13 protein-coding genes are annotated in these 17,247 nt (G+C 66.8%); 7 read left to right on the plus strand and 6 right to left on the minus strand.

What is annotated here, in order from left to right; all coding sequences use genetic code 11:
- Window positions 1-16: 16 nt before the first annotated feature.
- A complete protein-coding gene (gene cobN / locus IF04_RS0121195; protein ID WP_051831411.1) occupies window positions 17-3,667 on the plus strand; it encodes a cobaltochelatase subunit CobN in 3,651 nt (1,216 codons plus the stop codon).
- A 25-nt stretch (window positions 3,668-3,692) separates the two neighbouring features.
- Here cobN and IF04_RS0121200 read toward each other — a convergent pair whose 3' ends face one another.
- Window positions 3,693-4,997, minus strand: a complete 1,305-nt coding sequence (locus tag IF04_RS0121200; protein WP_051831412.1) for an MFS transporter — start codon at window positions 4,995-4,997, stop codon at window positions 3,693-3,695.
- Window positions 4,998-5,099: 102 nt separating this feature from the next.
- Between IF04_RS0121200 and IF04_RS0121205 the strand changes: the two genes are divergently transcribed.
- Window positions 5,100-6,020, plus strand: a complete 921-nt coding sequence (locus IF04_RS0121205; RefSeq protein ID WP_030259986.1) for a LysR family transcriptional regulator — start codon at window positions 5,100-5,102, stop codon at window positions 6,018-6,020.
- An 18-nt stretch (window positions 6,021-6,038) separates the two neighbouring features.
- Here the strand turns inward: IF04_RS0121205 and IF04_RS0121210 are convergent, their stop codons facing one another.
- Window positions 6,039-7,055, minus strand: a complete 1,017-nt coding sequence (locus IF04_RS0121210) for an HNH endonuclease (protein WP_051831413.1) — start codon at window positions 7,053-7,055, stop codon at window positions 6,039-6,041.
- 1,143 nt (window positions 7,056-8,198) lie between these two features.
- Between IF04_RS0121210 and IF04_RS0121215 the strand changes: the two genes are divergently transcribed.
- The 3 genes from IF04_RS0121215 (at window position 8,199) to IF04_RS37635 (ending at window position 11,120) form a co-directional block, all read left to right on the plus strand.
- Window positions 8,199-8,966: a hypothetical protein gene (locus IF04_RS0121215; RefSeq protein WP_030259994.1), complete on the plus strand. Its 768-nt coding sequence runs from the start codon at window positions 8,199-8,201 to the stop codon at window positions 8,964-8,966.
- A 448-nt stretch (window positions 8,967-9,414) separates the two neighbouring features.
- On the plus strand, window positions 9,415-10,011 hold the full coding sequence (locus IF04_RS0121220; RefSeq protein WP_157847687.1) for a hypothetical protein: 597 nt from the start codon (window positions 9,415-9,417) through the stop codon (window positions 10,009-10,011).
- A gap of 5 nt (window positions 10,012-10,016) precedes the next feature.
- Complete coding sequence (locus IF04_RS37635; RefSeq protein ID WP_037960062.1) at window positions 10,017-11,120, plus strand: ImmA/IrrE family metallo-endopeptidase; 1,104 nt, start codon at window positions 10,017-10,019, stop codon at window positions 11,118-11,120.
- A 302-nt stretch (window positions 11,121-11,422) separates the two neighbouring features.
- Here IF04_RS37635 and IF04_RS38800 read toward each other — a convergent pair whose 3' ends face one another.
- Window positions 11,423-12,763, minus strand: a complete 1,341-nt coding sequence (locus IF04_RS38800) for a YopA family protein (protein WP_157847688.1) — start codon at window positions 12,761-12,763, stop codon at window positions 11,423-11,425.
- A 510-nt stretch (window positions 12,764-13,273) separates the two neighbouring features.
- Window positions 13,274-13,864: a hypothetical protein gene (locus tag IF04_RS0121225; protein WP_051831414.1), complete on the minus strand. Its 591-nt coding sequence runs from the start codon at window positions 13,862-13,864 to the stop codon at window positions 13,274-13,276.
- A gap of 720 nt (window positions 13,865-14,584) precedes the next feature.
- Between IF04_RS0121225 and IF04_RS0121230 the strand changes: the two genes are divergently transcribed.
- Window positions 14,585-15,079 carry a hypothetical protein gene (locus IF04_RS0121230; protein WP_030260006.1) on the plus strand — a complete coding sequence of 165 codons (495 nt, stop codon included), beginning with the start codon at window positions 14,585-14,587 and terminating at the stop codon, window positions 15,077-15,079.
- A gap of 214 nt (window positions 15,080-15,293) precedes the next feature.
- Window positions 15,294-15,626, plus strand: a complete 333-nt coding sequence (locus IF04_RS0121235; protein ID WP_030260009.1) for a DUF6233 domain-containing protein — start codon at window positions 15,294-15,296, stop codon at window positions 15,624-15,626.
- A 28-nt stretch (window positions 15,627-15,654) separates the two neighbouring features.
- On the opposite strand, the gene IF04_RS0121240 is transcribed toward IF04_RS0121235, so the two are convergent.
- Together IF04_RS0121240 and IF04_RS35930 are read right to left on the minus strand one after the other, a co-directional pair.
- The gene (locus IF04_RS0121240; protein ID WP_030260012.1) at window positions 15,655-16,104 is read right to left on the minus strand and encodes a DoxX family membrane protein; all 450 of its coding nucleotides are present in this window, start codon (window positions 16,102-16,104) and stop codon (window positions 15,655-15,657) included.
- A 434-nt stretch (window positions 16,105-16,538) separates the two neighbouring features.
- Window positions 16,539-16,898, minus strand: a complete 360-nt coding sequence (locus tag IF04_RS35930) for a hypothetical protein (RefSeq protein ID WP_030260015.1) — start codon at window positions 16,896-16,898, stop codon at window positions 16,539-16,541.
- Window positions 16,899-17,247: the final 349 nt, after the last annotated feature.

Here is a 17,247-nt window from a genome sequence, read left to right on the forward strand (position 1 = left end):
GAAGGCCCGACGCCGCATGCTGCATTCCTCCGGGGAGCCCAACCCCGAGACCCGCCGGATCCTGCTCCTGTCGACCTCCGACACGGACCTGCTGAGCGCCCGCGCGGCGAGCGGCCCCGTCGGCTACCGCTTCGCAAACCCCTCCCGGCTGGACCTCGAAGAGCTGCCCGGCCTGCTCGACGGCTGCGACCTGGTCGTCGTACGCCTCCTCGGCGGCATCCGCGCCTGGCAGGAGGGCCTGGACCAGCTGCTCGCCGACGGCCGCCCGGTCGTCGTGCTCACCGGTGAACAGGCCCCTGACGCCCAGCTCATGGCCGCCTCGACCGTCCCGGTCGGCATCGCCGCCGAGGCACACGCGTACCTCGCGCACGGCGGCCCCGCCAACCTGGAGCAGCTCGCCCGTTTCCTCTCCGACACCGTGCTGCTCACCGGCCACGGCTTCGAGCCGCCGGCCGCCGCGCCGTCCTGGGGCGAGCTGGAGGACCATCTGCCGCTGCCCGGCACGCAGCCGGACTTCCCGCTCGTCGCGGTGCTCTACTACCGCGCCCACCACATGAGCGGAAACACCGCCTTCGTGCGGGCACTGTGCGAGGAGATCAACCGAGCCGGCGGCCGTGCCCTGCCGCTGTACGTCGCCTCGCTGCGCTCCCCCGAGCCCGAGCTCATCGAGCGGCTGCGGGACGCCGACGCCATCGTCACGACCGTACTGGCCGCCGGCGGCACCAAGCCCGCCGCCGCCTCCGCGGGCGGCGACGACGAGTCCTGGGACGCGGGCGCGCTCGCATCCCTGGACGTACCGATCCTCCAGGCGCTCTGCCTGACCTCCTCGCGCGCCGACTGGGAGGAGAACGACGAGGGCGTCTCGCCCCTGGACGCGGCCAGCCAGATCGCCGTGCCCGAGTTCGACGGCCGCCTGATCACCGTCCCGTTCTCCTTCAAGGAGATCGACGAGGACGGCCTCCCGGCGTACGTCGCCGACCCCGAGCGTGCGGCGCGCGTCGCCGGCATCGCCGTACGTCACGCCCGGCTGCGCCACATCGCGCCCGCCGACAAGCGTGTGGCGCTCGTACTCTCCGCATACCCGACCAAGCACTCCCGCATCGGCAACGCGGTCGGCCTGGACACCCCGGCCTCCGCCGTCGAACTGCTGCGCCGCCTCCGCGCGGAGGGCTACGACTTCGGGCCCGAGGAGGAGATCCCCGGCCTGGTCTCCGGCGACGGCGACGAGCTGATCCGCGCCCTCATCGAGGCCGGCGGCCACGACCAGGACTGGCTCACCGAGGAGCAGCTGGCCCGCAACCCCGTCCGCATCCCGGCCGCCGACTACAAGCGCTGGTACGCGACCCTCCCCGCCGAGCTGCGCAAGTCCGTCGAGGAGCACTGGGGCCCCGCGCCCGGCGAGATGTTCCTCGACCGCAGCCGCAACCCCGAGGGCGACATCGTGCTCGCGGCCCTGCGCCGCGGCAATCTGCTCATCCTCATCCAGCCGCCGCGCGGCTTCGGCGAGAACCCGATCGCGATCTATCACGACCCCGATCTGCCGCCCTCGCACCACTACTTGGCGGCCTACCGCTGGATCGCCGCCGCTGCCGAGGACGGCGGCTTCGGCGCCGACGCCATGATCCACCTGGGCAAGCACGGCAACCTGGAGTGGCTGCCCGGCAAGAACGCGGGCCTCTCCGCCGCCTGCGGCCCGGACGCCGCGCTCGGCGACCTGCCCCTCATCTACCCGTTCCTGGTCAACGACCCGGGCGAGGGCACGCAGGCCAAGCGCCGCGTCCACGCCACCCTCGTCGACCACCTCGTCCCGCCGATGGCCCGCGCCGACTCGTACGGTGACATCGCGCGCCTGGAGCAGCTGCTCGACGAGTACGCGCAGATCTCCTCCATGGACCCGGCCAAGCTGCCCGCCATCCGCGCGCAGATCTGGACCCTCATCCAGGCCGCCAGGCTCGACCACGACCTGGGCCTGGAGGACCGTCCGGACGACGACGGCTTCGACGACTTCCTGCTGCACGTCGACGGCTGGCTGTGCGAGGTCAAGGACGCCCAGATCCGCGACGGCCTGCACGTACTCGGCGGCGCGCCGACCGGCGCACCCCGCGTCGACCTGGTCCTCGCGATCCTCCGCGCCCGCCAGATTTGGGGCGGCACGTCCGCCCTCCCCGGCCTGCGCGAGGCGCTCGGCCTGGACGAGTCGGCGGCGACCCGGACGACCGCGGACGCGGCCGAGGAGCAGGCACGCGCCCTCGTACAGGCGATGGAGGACGCGGGCTGGGACCCGGCGGCGGTGGCGGACATCGCGGCGAACCACGGTCAGCAGGTCGCGGACATCCTCGACTTCGCCGCCCGCGAGGTCGTCCCGCGCCTCGCCGGCACCACCGCCGAACTCGACCACGTCGTCCACGCCCTCAAGGGCGGCTTCGTACCGGCCGGCCCCTCCGGCTCGCCGCTGCGCGGTCTGGTCAACGTCCTGCCGACCGGCCGCAACTTCTACTCCGTCGACCCGAAGGCCGTCCCGTCGCGCCTCGCCTGGGAGACCGGCCAGGCCCTCGCCGACTCCCTCCTGGAGCGGTACAAGACGGACAACGGCGACTGGCCCACCTCCGTCGGCCTGTCCCTCTGGGGCACGAGCGCGATGCGCACGGCCGGTGACGACGTCGCCGAGGCCCTCGCGCTGCTCGGCGTCCGCCCCGTCTGGGACGACGCCTCGCGCCGCGTGACGGGCCTGGAGCCGATCCCGCTCGACGAGCTGGGCCGCCCCCGCATCGACGTCACCCTGCGCATCTCCGGCTTCTTCCGGGACGCGTTCCCGCACACCATCGGCCTGCTGGACGACGCGGTCCGCCTGGTCGCCGGCCTCGACGAGCCCGCCGACCAGAACTTCGTACGCGCCCACGCCCAGGCCGACCTCGCCGAGCACGGCGACGAACGCCGCGCCACCACGCGTATCTTCGGGTCCCGCCCGGGAACGTACGGCGCGGGCCTGCTCCAGCTCATCGACTCCCGCGACTGGCGCACCGACGCCGACCTCGCGGAGGTCTACACAGTGTGGGGCGGCTACGCGTACGGCCGCGGCCTGGACGGCTGTTCGGCCCGCGAGGAGATGGAGACGGCCTACAAGCGCATCGCCGTCGCTGCGAAGAACACCGACACCCGCGAGCACGACATCGCGGACTCGGACGACTACTTCCAGTACCACGGCGGCATGGTGGCCACCGTACGGGCGCTGCGGGGCACCGCCCCCGAGGCGTACATCGGCGACTCCACCCGCCCTGAGACGGTGCGCACGCGCACCCTCGTGGAGGAGACCTCGCGCGTCTTCAGGGCGCGCGTCGTGAACCCCAAGTGGATCGAGGCGATGCGCCGCCACGGCTACAAGGGCGCGTTCGAGCTCGCCGCGACGGTCGACTACCTCTTCGGGTACGACGCCACGACCGGCGTCGTCGCCGACTGGATGTACGACAAGCTCACCCAGGCGTACGTGCTGGACCCGGAGAACCGCGCGTTCCTCCAGGAAGCCAACCCCTGGGCCCTGCACGGCATCGCCGAACGCCTCCTGGAGGCGGAGTCGCGCGGCATGTGGGCCGAGCCCGACCCGGCCGCGATCGAGGCCCTCCGCGAGATCTTCCTGGAGACGGAGGGCGAGCTGGAGGGCGAGGGCTGAGACGGCGCCGAGTGGGAACCCGGGTTCACCGGGTTCCCACTCGGCAGGGCCGGTTCAGAAGGACGAGCAGGGCACAGCACACCACCGCCAGCACCCCGGCGCCGGCCAGGAGGCCAGGCACCGCGAAGGTATTGCCCAGCATGCTGAGCAGCAGCGGGGCGAACATCCCGAGGTAGGCGAGACTCCAGAAGTACGAGGTGAGGCGGGCCAGCCCGCCCGGCGCCGCGAGGGCGGCGGTGGTACCCAGCCCGTACGTGAGAACCAGCCCGTACCCCGCGCCCAGCACCGCCCCGGCGACCAGGCCGAGCACCGGCTGCTGGTACGCGGCGGCCGCCCCGGCGAGGCCGAAGCCCCCGGCCATCACCAGCATCCCGGCGACCGCGCTGAGCAGCCGACTGCGCAGGCTCAGCCGTCGGGCCAGCGGCTGGACCGCCACCCCGGCACCGGGAACGACGGCGGTAGCCACCCCGGCGTACACCACCTCCCACCCACGCAGACCCCCGTCCACCAGCCCGGGAAGCGTGGCGAACCCGACCATCGGCCCGGCGAACACCCAGGGGGCCATGGGCAGCAGGGCGCGCCAGAAGCCGGGGCGTGCGGCGGGGGTACGGGCGCCGGTACGCGCAGCAGTACGCCCGGAGGCCGTGTCCTGGGCGGTACGTCCAAACTCCGTACCCCCAGCAGTACGTCCGCGGCCCACCGGACAGGTCTCCGGACTCCCCTGCGCCAGCCCCCACGCAAGTACCGCCAGCACCAGATGCGGCAGATAGGCGAGCACCATCGGGTGGGGCGCCCACTGGGCGATCAGCGCGGCGGCGAGCCCGCCCGAGGCGAAGCCCAGCGAGACGAAGACGCCCGAGCGCCGGGCGGCCACCGTCTCCGTGCCCGCCGGCGCGTAGGGCGGCGAGGAGAGCTCCTTCACCCACGCCCCGCCGGCCGCCAGCAGCGCCCCGGCGCTGATCCCGGTGAGCAGCCGGCCGGGGCCCAGCCAGAACACCGAGCCGGCGCCGAGCATCAGGAGCAGCGTGGCCACCGCATTGAGGGCGAGCGCGCCGAGCGCCACCGGACGCCGCCCGTACCGGTCGGAGAGCGGGGCGGCGGCGAGCAGCCCCGGTATCAGCCCCACCGCGTACACCGCGAGCAGCGCGTTGACCGCGGCGTCCGACAGCCCCGCGCCGGCACGGTACGCGCCGAGCAGCGCGGCGAACTGGTTGGCGCTCCACCCCGAGGCGGTCATCATCAACGCCGTCCGCAGCCCGTACCGGCGAGGGGCAGGCGGCGCGGGGGCGGTCGGGGTCCGGGCAAGTACGGCGTCGGCGGTATCGGTCACGGAACCCTTTGTACGAGCCACCGACCGCCTGTCGCCGCCCGCCTTCACGAATCGTGAACGGTCCTCCGCGCCGGCCGCGCCCCCGCCGTACCCTGGGAACTCATGGACCTCCGGCTGCTCCCCTCCTTCCTGGCCGTAGTCGAGGAACAGCACTTCGGCCGGGCGGCGGCCCGCCTCTTCCTCTCACCGCCCGCCGTCACCCAGCACATCCGCCGCCTGGAGAACGAGCTGGGCACCCCACTCCTGCACCGCAACCCGGTACGGCCGACCGCCGCCGGCGTACGCCTCGCCGAGCACGCCCGCACGCTGCTGGCCGCGGCGGACGCGGCGGTCGAGGACGTCCACGAGGCGGTGCGCCGGGAGCGCGAGACGACCGCGCGCCCGCTGCGCGTCGGCATCATGGGGCACGGCTCGGCGGAGATCACCCCGGCCGCGGTGAACGCCTACCGCAGGGCGCGCCCCGAGGTCCCCGTGGAAGTGATCCAGCTCAACTTCACCGAACACGTCACGGCACTCGTGGAAGACCGTGTGGACCTGGCCTTCATCCGCCCCATGCCCGACGACGACCGGCTGGTCGGCGACGTGCTCCTCACCGAGCAGCGCATCGTGGTCGTCCCCGCCTCGGCACCGCTCGCCGACGCCCGCACGGAGGGCGTACGCGTCGCCGACCTGGCCGACCTGCCGATCTTCCGGGTCCCCGACCACACGCCGGCGGTCTTCAAGGAGTACCTCTACTTCCGCAACGATGCCGCGCGCCGCGGCCGCAGCATCGCCCTCTTCCCCCAGGAAGTCCTCACCGGCGTCCTCACAGGCCACGGCGCCGGCTCCGGCCTCCGCTCCTTCGCCCGCTACTACAACTGGCCCGGTGCCGTCTTCGTCCCCGTACTGGACGCCCCACCGGAATCCAGCCACCTCGCAGCCCGCGCCCACGACCCCAACCCCGAAGTAGCCATCTTCCGAGCCCTGACCACCACCCTCGCCCGCGAACTGGCCCCCCGCATCAACGCGATGCCGCTCCCCTGACGCGCACCCGCCAGGCAATCAGCCGCTCACCTGTTGGGGTGTGAGAGCTCCTCGCTGGAAGATGTGCGAGCGGTGCCACGAGTAGTACTGCTCACGCTCTGCCGACCACCAGGGTGTGGTGCAGTTGGCCAAGTGCTCCTTGACGTACTTGGCCACGGCTGGGGCGCTCTGTATGACAGGGCTGATCCTGAGGACGCCCCCGCTTTCCACGGTGATGAAGCCATGCTCGAACAGGCTGTCACAGCCCAGGAGGCACGCGAGCATAGCGACGTTGCGGATGTCCCAGCGCTCCGCATCGTCACAGGCCGAGCGCTTCTTGATGTGTGCCGCGACAAGAAATTCTCGGGGCAGCGTACGGCCGCACAGGGCACACTCACCCTCTGCTCCCGGTAGCAATGCCTTCTTTATTCGTCCCTGTTCGGCCCGGCGTTGAGCTTCTGCACGTATATCTGTAGGGCCCTCTGTCGTCCCGTCAGTTGACTTGGCACGCTCGCCCTGCCCCGGAACCGAAAGGGCCGGTGGACTTGCTTCAAAGCCCACGAGGTCCGTGAGCATCTCACCGTCAGACCCCCGCAGGGCAACAAATCCCTGAATGTTCCGGTTGGGCTTCCACCCCAGCAGAGAGCGAATCTCCTCCATGGGAAAGTCGATACCTCGAACGCCATCCAGGGCGTACATGTACTCCCACGTCTGCTCAGTCCGATCGTCGACGCCCCACAGACGGTGGGCCAGCTGAGGGTTGTGCCATGTCAAGGCCACAGTGCCGACGAGGTACAGGCGCTTGTTACCGGAGAAGAAGACGGTGTCCCCAGGCTGCATCTTCCTGATCTGAGGCAGGTTGGCATCACCAATACCTGGCGTGACACCCCACAACTGCGCCCGCCCGCCGGGAAACAGTCTGTCCAAGTCCTGCAGCACTTGGGCATCGAGCAAGTCTGTGTGCTGGTCGAAGGCAACGGGCTGCAGGATCGTTTCCTCGTAGTGTTCGCGCACAGCCGCCCGCTTCAAGCTCGCCGGTTGAGCGAAGACGGTCATCGTCCATCCCCCTACAGGTCAGGCGTCGTCCCCCAGCCCGTGACGACGCGGTCTGTAAGATCTACCACTTGGTATTGACGGTCCCTCAAGGAGCCCTTGCCTTTGGCACAGTGGCCGCGCGACGTGCGGGATGCGACGTGACCCGATAGGGCAGTCAGCAACCGTTGCGCCATTGACGGACACTCGGCCGAGACGCCAATAGTGCCCACGGCTGCGGGGCTGGCGCATCCGTGCCCCAAAACGCCACGTGCTGATCACCGGCGAAACGGTGAAGGTAACCGTGAGGTCTCCATGCCGCCTTCTGCGCCTTGCGGTTCACAATGTGCGTGACATCCTCGACAAGGCGTCGGCCGACGCGCAGCATTGAAGTCGCAAACCGCTGCCGTACGCGACGAGTATGCCCAGAGTGACGGATGTCATAGCGTGCGTGGGCCGCTGGTCTCCCGTGGATTGGTTGGCGCGAGGCGGAATGCGGCTTCTGCCGCCCGCTGTGAACGTGCTGGAGGCGGGACGTAGGGCGGGGCGGATGTGAATGCCCGGCCGACGTTGTGTCCTACCTCATTCGTGGCCGTGTTCAACGATCCCCTGCGGGAGACCCTGACTGGCTGTCGGTAGCGGGCCGAGCGGAGGCGCACTCCAAGATCTCTTCCCGAGTCTCTCCCAACAGGGCCCTGGAAACCACTCAGCCCTGGTCTTCCTTACCGGAAGACCAGGGCTGACCTGGTGTTTCTTCAGTCGGGGTGGCGGGATTTGAATGCAGGTCAGACCGTCGGTATGAGTTGGTCTGACAGCGCGTATGCAGGTCTACAGGAGAAGATCTTCTCCCAAATTTCTCCCAGAGCCGGGGCCGGCAGATCGGGCCAGGGGTGTCGTCGGCTAAGGGTGCGGACACCGAGGGTTTATACCATCGAACCGAAAGCGACGGTCGCTTGCGGCCGCACCAGAGAGGGGTCGGCCGACACGGCAAAGGGTCAGGAGGGCGGCGCCAACCGACTGGTACTCAGTGCAGCGGCCGCTGTTGGGGCGCCGGGAGGCGCACATAGATGCCGCGGACCGACCCGTCACCTGCTGGATGTGCAGCGGCACCGCCCCTGAGCAGCAGCGAGCCCCCGCAGAGCCCTGCCCGCGTGGCGAGGTTTCGTCATGCCCCTCCTTGGCGGCATGTTCCCCGCCCCCGCGCCAACGGGCATCATGCTGACCATGCAGGCCGAGACGATCGCTGCCCTTGTCGCCTCAGGCGCTGCGGTCCTCGGCGTACTCGCCGCGCTCGTCGTCGGCCTGCGTCAAGCCCGTGCCGCACGGCAGGCCGCCGAACTGGCCGCCGAATCGGTTCGCGACCACTGGCGTAACAGCAACCGCCGCGAGGCAGCCGTCACTTTCGTCGTCGAAACCGAACGCGCCTTGGGAGAGGCCCGGAAGCTCTCGACCTCTTATGAGGTACTCGACCTCGACGAGTCCGCGCAGATTCGCCAGGCAATGTGGCGCGCCATGGCCGTCGTGCGAATCGAGGGGCCGAAGTCACTGTCGGATGTCGCGGCTGTTGCCTACGAGACGGTGAACGACGTCTTCGGCCACGTCCTATACGTCCACCGGCAGAGCCGTCCCCAGTTCCTGTTACTGGCCGCAGCCCACGAAGGGAACCAGACAGCGAAAGCGGTCTATGCGAAGCTCTTGCGGCCGGAGCTCCGCGGAAACCTCATGCAGCAATCGGTATGGGCGAACATGGTGAGTAGTGGCCTCCTGCCCACCAGGGATCTGCGTCGCCTCGAAATGCAACTCACATGGCCCGCGCTCTGGCCGGAACGGGACGGGCCGGAACCCTTCCACGTCATTTCAGAGCGAGCACGCCAGCAGATCGACACCTTCATCGAGGCCGTGAACGCGTACCTCGACGGGCCGCCCGCGGAGTGACCGGCGCGGCCTGGCCCGAGGCCGGTGTGTACCGCCGTCGGCAGCGGACCGCTACGTGCTTACACGGAAGTACCTCACCGGACCGCCCGGGCGAGATACACGACTCGCTTGCCTGGGCGATGACGAGCAGCTCGTCGGGCGCGACCGACGCCCTCGCGCTGTTCTTAAGCCCTGCTGGCCTGCCCGACGGCGCGCGTGCCACAGCTACACGCCATCCCATCCACCCGTCGCTTTTACTCCCATCGTGATGGTCTGGGCCTTAACTAAGTGCTGCTCCGGCACGAACGCGCGTCCTGGATATACGGCGCGGGAGGCAACCCCGCCGTCGACCGACCCCGAGTGACGGGAGCCCGTAGAGCACAGAGAGCGCGTTGCAACGCTCCGAGTTGTGATCAAGCGCCTGGAAACGGGGCAGACAGGGTGTGAACTTGCGTGGCATATTATGCGCATGGCAACCTACGTAGAGTCGGTGAGGCAGCTGCAGCCTGTCATCCCGCCGATCTTCAGTGCTTTGAAGGCAGGGCTCGACGCGGCCAATGAGCACCACACTGACAATGGCCTGGTCAGGTCGGACGACCCGTGGCACTACGCTCACACCGCTCGCCGCATTGCGATCGATCAGTTGCGATCTGCTGGCCTGCAGGCCGAGACCGAACAGGGGCGTCCTCTGTACGCCATGTCAGGCTTGCTGCTCTTCTACCGGAGCATGGCAGTGCGCATCCTGCGGCCGAGTGAGAACGTCAGGACCGGCGGGGTGACTATCCCGCTGCCTGGGCGCTCAAAGAGGAGGCAGGCGTTTTGGGGCCAGGCTGCGGGGTCCGCCATCCCCGGCTTGGAGACAGATAACCTGCTGCTCTTGTGGAGGGATGACGCGGGTAGCTTGGTTGATCCGATGACGCTCGTGCGGCCTACTGGGGGCGGTCACAAGCGGAACAGTCTGAGGGTTGACTGGGTTGGCAAGCTCTCTGAGGGCATGGCGACTCTTCGGGCCGCGGACCTCGACGAACTCGAACCGGACCAGCAGTACAGGCAGCTAGGAGACTAACCGACATGATCCACGGCGAGCGCGTCAAGCAGGTGCGAGAGATGCACCAGATGACGCAGAGCGAGCTCGCCCGTGTCGTCCCCGGGATGTCGCAGTACCAGCTCTCGCGGATCGAGAAGGGGAGTGCGCAGCCAGATGAGGAGACAGAGGCTCTTCTGGCTGCGACATTTGGAGTTTCTGTTGATTTTTTCCGGCGTCAGCCGACAGTAAATCTTGAGGCTCTATCGCCCCAACTTCGAGCCCGCAGCCGACTCACCCAGCGGGCAAAAACAGCGGCAATTCAATGGGCGAAGCTAGTTTACGAAGAATACAGCAACTTGAGTGCCAGCGCGCGGTCGATCCCTTGTCGGATCCCCATAATGCATGGCATGGACCCTGCTCGGGCCGCTACGGAGACTAGGTCGGTTTTGGGTTTTACGCCCAACGAGCCGCTCCCTTACCTCATTCTTGCAGTTGAGCGGGCCGGCGTTACCGTTCTAGGTTTGCCTTTTCAGACAGAGAATCTAGATGGATTTTGTGCATGGCGAGATTCCGAGCCCATCATCGCCGTTCTTTCCGGCACTCCTGGAGACAGGGCACGTTTCACGGTCGCTCATGAATTGGGTCACCTTGTTCTGCATAAACCAGGGCAGACGGGAAGCTCTGTTGAAGCGGAGGCGGATGCCTTCGCTGCGGAACTCCTGACACCGCGCTCTGCACTCGCTCAGGTGATGCCGGCACGTCCTACGCTGAGCGCACTCGCCATGCTGAAGACGCAGTGGGGGGTGTCCATCAAAAGCCTCATTCGCGGCGCCAGGGAGATTGGCGTGATTGACCAAGAGCGCGCAATTAGTTTGTACAAGCAGATCAGCGCCCGCGGGTGGAATCGTCAAGAACCTGGACACGTCCCACAGGAGAAGCCCCGAGCCTTTCGTAAGTTGCTGGAGATTCACTACGGTGCTGGTCTGAGCACTGCGGCTGCCGCGCGCGGTGCTGCATGGTCAGAAGAGCTCACAATGAGGGTGCTTGAGCAGCATGCCACGGTGGACGAATTGCCTCACGCCCCGGTTCGTTCCGTTTCGAATAGCAACAGTAACGTGATCCAACTGCGTAGCCGCACAGCACTCTAGTGAAGCGACGCCAATGGCCTCAGTAGGGTTTGACCTTGGGCGGCTGTGAACGGGGTTGAACGGAAGCGGATAAGGCAACTTGCCAGTGTTGGATGCGCCGCCCTCTTGCGTGGGCGAGAGCAGGGGCACACTTTTTCCAACTGTGTTAGCTAGGAGCTGCTGCAGCCGACTGACGCGTCAGTCAGGGAGAGCCGCTTGTTGATGTCAGCTGTAGGTGTCAGAAGCGCCCTGATCCGATAGCTCTACATAGATCGGTCACCGAGAGACGTACCTACTGCGCTACGGCGGGCCACGTCAAAAGTTCAATTGCCGCCAGGTTGGCCGTTGACCCATGGAACAGTGGACACCACGCCAGCATACTTGTTTGGGTCCACCGGATCCCTGTACGAGCCATTGAATCCAATTCTGCCAAGGATGGCAAGGGAAACGTATTGGCAGGTCAATTCCCACGCTTCAACCCATGCGTCAGTGCTAAACTTTTGCTTATGTCGGGATGGGTGGATTACGCCGTTGCGCATTCGGGTTAGAACTTCTGGCCCTGTGAGACATGGAGGATTAGCGCCTGACGCGGCAGATTTCAGCCTCGAAAGGATTGCAGGAATTTGACCGTCGATGCTGTAGGTTCTCAGCAAAGCTGAAATATTTTCGTGGGCGGCCGCAGATTTGTATTGACTAGAGGTTAGAGTCCTGTTTTCCTCGACCAGCTTCTCGTATGCCATTAGTTCTAGCGCTGCCTGGCCAGCTGAAACCGCGATGTTGACTGGCATCGGATCGTTTGCTTCCAGGTAGTAATGTACTGCGTTAGACAGCAGGTCGCGACTGAATTCGTCACTCCATAGGTCACCCACGAGCGAGAAGATATCGGCGAGATCGGAATAGCGAGTCTCGTCAACCAGTCGATGTGCCCCAGACCAGGGCCTGATGTGGAAGACTCTCCAGTCTCGCCAGGCCACTTCGCCGCCAGAGTTGAATCCTAGTCCGAGGCACGGGGTAATTTGGCGGCCAAAGGAGAAGCTCAGCACGCACCTCAATAGGTGAAATGCGCTGGAAATCTCTTCCTGTGACATAGGGGTACTGTCGTGGCGAGTTAGCTCGCCAGTATGCGTTGTGGCGTACCCCCCACGATCACGGAGTTGGTCACGGATGGCTCGCCGATCCGGGCGAGAATCCAGAATGAACATCCAATCTGCGGCACGGAATGCGAGACGACCATTCCAGCTCCTGCCTCCTGGTTCACTTAGCCAGTGGCCGTTCACATCGGGCATATTCGGAACGTGAAAAGTCACCCTGCGAATATCCTCTCCAGTGCCGACAGTCGTGTTCTTCATGCGTCCACTGGCGCGCAAAAGAGGTTTTGAATCTTCATTGTCGGACAGGATTTCTGAGCCGATCGTTACTGTGTCAGGAATCTCAACAGTAAATTCTTCAGTGATGTCCCACGTGTTGAGTTCAGGGCTGTCAGTTGAGAACTCATACGTAATTTGCGGCGTAGGTAGCCATTCCCATCGAATAACCCCTTCGACGGGGAATCGTTGGCCGTCTTGAGTTACTACGAGCTCACCCGCATGTAGAAGAAGCGGCTCATTGGCGGCGCCTAGTGGAGGATCTGCTTGGATAGCGTTGGCTGCTTCGTTCGGAGTCATAGAATCAGGGTGGCACGCAGCACGTTCCGCGGCGAGCGGAATCCGTACGTTGTCCTCGATGCGCAAGCTTCCCTGCGAGGTCGGCGGAACAGCTTTGGGCTGGAGCTGCTGTGGGGCGAGTGATCATGGCCCCGTAAGCTTGCGGCGCGTCGGGTAGTCCGTGGGTCTGCCCGCTGAAGCATGACGTTGGGGCCGTGATCGTAGAGGCCTGACCTAACGCGGCTGCCTAAAGCCGTGGAGCCGACCGCCCCAGCCCCGTGTGCCCCTCTCTGACATCAGGTGGCTGCATGCCGTGTGCGCGGTACGGGCGCCGACCGGGCTGGAGCGGGGCGGAGACAGGAGCGGCCGTGGGCCGGGCCGCGCGCGGTGAGCGGAGCGGGTCGCCTTGAAACCGTAAAGAAGGTGGTTTCTCAGCCTGGCTGTTGTGTTGGTGGCCGCTGTGGGGGGCGTCGAGATGAGTCGGCCGCTTTGCTGCGGACTGTCTCTGGTGGGCTGGCGAGCTGGGAAGGCTCATGCCCTGTTGCCGTCTTCGGAGCGCGCCGGCGGCAGCAGTAGGTCCCGCTCAGGATGCTTCTCGCCGGTGGCGTTGCCCTGGACGCCGAGGTCTGTGCGGGCTGCTTCGTGGAAGTTGTTGATCGCGCGGAACACGGAGCGGTGGCGGCTGCGCCACTCCTCCAAGGTGCCCTCGATCTTGCCCGTCGCCTGCCAGTCGATCTCCCCGGCGATGGCGTTGAGCTCGTGGGCCGCCTCTATGACGTCGTCGCCTCCGAGGAGCATGATCCGCTCGAAGGAGCGTCCCCTCAGGCGGCTCGCCTCCAGATGCTCCACGAGCATCTCTTCCTGCGTCTTGTCCGCTGCGCGGATTCCCGCGCGGTCTTCGTAGAGCTGGACGGCCAGGAAGATGACCGCCCTCATCCGGTCGATGTAGCCCTCGTAGGCGCTGAGCTTCCTGTCGTCCCAGCGCGTCAGCAGCTCGTACCTGGTCCGGTTCCGCTCGGACAGGTAGCTCCCGACGTACGACGTCAGCGCGCCGAGCAGTACAGCGGCGATCGTGACTAGCTGCTCGCCGGCTCCCACGGCGCCCCCCGACCCAGCACTCATGCTTCAGACCCAACACTCATCTTGATGTGTTGAGGATCTTAGGCATGATCGCGACAACGCGGTTCGATGATGGCTGGAAAGGGATGTCGAGTGGCTTGGGGGAGGCGTACCCGGCCAGAGAGGTGTCTCGTATTGCGGATCAGGGGACAGTGGCACGGCGGGCGTGCAGGGGGGCCGCTGTCCTGTGTCATCGAACCTTGATCTTTGCCAGCGAACCTTGGTGATCATTAGGTTGTCTCACCGAAGTCACCGAAGTTTGAGTGGCACGCCGTGCTGGGGCGTCAGGGGTGGGAGTGGGGGAGCTTGCGGGAGCGTACGCAGGTCCGGACCTTGTGGCGTTCGACCTGGAGCTCTTCGAAGACGACGTACGGGTCTGGCGGCCTCTCGGCTGTTGTTGGGGTGTCCGTTTCGAGCTGGTGGCGCCCGTGCGGCCGTTCCGATGGCCCAAGGGTGGGAAGAGCCTCGCGGGCCAGTACTTCTGCGCCACGACCGCTGTGCACATCGGGTACGAGTTGTGGCTGGGGCAGGACCGGATGATCCTCCTCGACGCTGATCCGCAGGTGCAGGCGTCTTATGGCAGCCGTTCTGGCTGCCCTGGCACGACAGCTACCGCAGGCGCCGTGATGCGCCCGCCTACTCCGTACGCCTCGTGGACGGGCGGGCTTGCGACCGCGGCCATGTACCGGCCGCACACACAAGACCACCGAGAGGATCCGACTGATGAACCGTCCCAAGGCGAGCGGGAAGACGATAGCCAAGCAGGTCGCCGCGCTCGTAGCCATCCTTGGATTCTTCGCACTGTCGCTGTGGCTCGGTGACGACCTGTGGGACCTGGCCGCACACTCGACGGCGACCGACATCGGATTCGGCGTCACCGTCGGCGTGCTGCTCCCGATCACGTTCACGGCCGCCAAGCGCTCCTTCCGCCGTTTCAACTCCGCCGGGAGTGAGCGCTCGTCTCGATGGGCCGTGGCCGGCATCGCGTACGCGGCCGTGGCCGTGGTGAGCGCGCTGGCCGTTGCCCGCTCGATCCCCGGACGAAAGAGCTCCTCGAAGCCCTGCCTCAACGAGTGGGAACCCTGCTGGGTGAACCACCACCATCCGGGGGCCTTCATCGTGACACTCGGCAGCTTGGCCGCGACGGCGGCCCTCATGAGCTGGGGGCCGAGCTGGATGTCCAAGCTGCGCGCCCAGTCCCGCCGGTTCCGCCGGTAGCCGCCGAGGTCGGCGGAGTGGGGAGGGGATGTGTTCGGAACCGCCAGGAGATCGCACGGTCTTCTCTGCGAATCTCAAGATCCCCGACAGCGTCGACTCTGAGAGCGCCAACGAGCTACCGCTCAAGCTTCAGGGGCACACGCTCAGGGCTCGAAGGCACAGGACAGCCGCCCCTCGCCATGATCGCCGCGCCCAGCCCACTAAAATCGAACCTATGAACGATCGGCTGCCGTCTCGCCTGGAGATGCTGCGCTTCCTGCAGCGGGTTCAGCTGCAGCAGCTCGATCAGACGCGGCGGTGGATCGAGCAGGAAGAGGTACCGCAGACGACACAGCCGCAGCGCGCGGTGCCGCCACCGCCCGAGTGGAAGCTTGAGCGTGAGCGTCTTGGCGGCCGCGACGCTGCGCCCGTGTACGTACACCTCGGTGACTGCGGGCTGGGGAAGGGTGGTGGCCTCACCAGGGAGCAGGCCTTGCACGCCCTCGCGCAGGGAGTCGGCGCTTGCCCGTACTGCCGGCCGGACACCGCGCTCGGGATCATCGACTGACCGGAGCGGCTGCGCCGAGCCCTTCGCGCTACAGGAAGAGGCTGAATGCCTTATCCACTGACCAGACCTGCCAGCTCATGGCGAACAGGGCGACCAGCGAAATCAGCGCCATCATCAAGTTCTGTCCCTGCTCGGCCCAGTCGTGGATCATGAGCACGAGGTAGATGAGGTTCAGGACGAAGCCGGCGACGAGCGCGATGGGTGTGAGGAAGCCGAGGATGAGGCCGAGCCCGAGAGCGAGCTCGGCGTAGGCGACGACGTAGGCCATGACCCGCGGATGCGGCTTGACCAGGCGATCGAAGCTGCTCCGTACGAAGGGCCAGCGGTGCTTCGCGGCGATGCCCGCCGCCCACGTCACACCGCCACCCTTGAACCACTCCTTCTTGTCCTTGTGGCGCCAGCTCTCCAGCCACCACAAGCCAAGCCCGATGCGTAGCACGGCAAGCCACTCGGCGCTGCTGAGCCAGATCGTCTGCACTGTGCGCACCTCCCGCGTCGTCCGTCAGGTGTCAGGTGCGCGACCTGACGGGGCGTCAGTTCAGCGCATCGGTGTTGAGGGTGCAAGGGGTTGGTTGTCGGCGCATGTGGGGGCTGCGGTACGCGAAAGCCCGTCTCGTCCGAGGTGCGTTCATTGCGAGCCGGGCTTTGGCGTGGAGCTCAGGTTCGGGTTGCGCCGTCCCCGATCCGGCGCGGCGGATGGCCCACTGTCAGCCGCGCACGACCCCTGTGAGCCTGCCGCGCAGTGCAACATGATCGGCCTCAAGTAGGCCGCGGGCCCAACTTGCTCGGACTCCCGTCGGAAGTCTCAGGGCAGGGTGCGGTGAGGCGTACGGCCGCCCGCTCTCGCGTACGCGCGAGAACTCGCCCACCGCAAGGCAGATCCTCACCCAGGTCGGCACTCGGCAGCTCGGATCATCCGAATGCATCCGCCGGCAGCAACGGACCATCGTCGTCCCCTCCCTCCCCACCACTCTTGCCGTCCGGTGCCGACGCTTGGAGGCGCTCACCACGGCTTTCCGCGATCCGCAGCACGTCGGAAAGGGACTCGACCAGGCGGTTGGCGAGGTAGCGGACTTCTTCGAGGGATGCCTTGGGGGCGCTGAGGACCTCCTCGGCGTGCTCGATGAGCGCGGTGCCCATGCCGAGCTGTATGGCCTCCATGTTGTCGGCCAGCTGCCACATGTACCCGTTGCTCTGGTCCGTGCTGAGGTAACAGGGCTTGCCGTCCGGTCGGGACCAAGGCAGCAGCCGGACCACGTGCGTCTGACTCATGCGATCACCTCCGCGACGTGCTGGCCTTTCCACCATGCGTCGAGTGGGCCCCCGGCGAACCGACGCCGCTCTTCCTGCTGCCGTTCGTGAGCGAGTACGTAAGGACGAACGAGGGGGAGGTCCCAGGTCAGCTCTGCTTGCTGGTGCACCTCGCCGCTGATGTGGCGGGGCCGGGAGTGATGCGTGCGGTAGGGACCTGCCCCCGGGCATGTGGCCGCGGTTCGGTGTCGCCCAGGCGCCGGCAGTAACCAGCGCAGGACCGCAACGAAGAATCCAGCGATACGGTGTGGCATGACGACCTGCTCTCAGGTTGGCCATGCCCCCGGACCGGTCACGCGGTCGCGGGGGC

The organism is Streptomyces violens, assembly GCF_000717745.1.
Taxonomy (GTDB): Bacteria; Actinomycetota; Actinomycetes; order Streptomycetales; family Streptomycetaceae; genus Streptomyces; species Streptomyces violens.

Coding starts and splice junctions, on each gene's coding strand:
- cobN (WP_051831411.1), top strand. CDS start 17: ATGCTGCATTCCTCCGGGGAGCCCAACCCCGAGACCCGCCGGATCCTG.
- IF04_RS0121205 (WP_030259986.1), top strand. CDS start 5,100: ATGGACCTCCGGCTGCTCCCCTCCTTCCTGGCCGTAGTCGAGGAACAG.
- IF04_RS0121210 (WP_051831413.1), bottom strand. CDS start 7,055: ATGACCGTCTTCGCTCAACCGGCGAGCTTGAAGCGGGCGGCTGTGCGC.
- IF04_RS0121215 (WP_030259994.1), top strand. CDS start 8,199: ATGCCCCTCCTTGGCGGCATGTTCCCCGCCCCCGCGCCAACGGGCATC.
- IF04_RS0121220 (WP_157847687.1), top strand. CDS start 9,415: ATGGCAACCTACGTAGAGTCGGTGAGGCAGCTGCAGCCTGTCATCCCG.
- IF04_RS37635 (WP_037960062.1), top strand. CDS start 10,017: ATGATCCACGGCGAGCGCGTCAAGCAGGTGCGAGAGATGCACCAGATG.
- IF04_RS38800 (WP_157847688.1), bottom strand. CDS start 12,763: ATGACTCCGAACGAAGCAGCCAACGCTATCCAAGCAGATCCTCCACTA.
- IF04_RS0121225 (WP_051831414.1), bottom strand. CDS start 13,864: ATGAGTGCTGGGTCGGGGGGCGCCGTGGGAGCCGGCGAGCAGCTAGTC.
- IF04_RS0121230 (WP_030260006.1), top strand. CDS start 14,585: ATGAACCGTCCCAAGGCGAGCGGGAAGACGATAGCCAAGCAGGTCGCC.
- IF04_RS0121235 (WP_030260009.1), top strand. CDS start 15,294: ATGAACGATCGGCTGCCGTCTCGCCTGGAGATGCTGCGCTTCCTGCAG.
- IF04_RS35930 (WP_030260015.1), bottom strand. CDS start 16,898: ATGAGTCAGACGCACGTGGTCCGGCTGCTGCCTTGGTCCCGACCGGAC.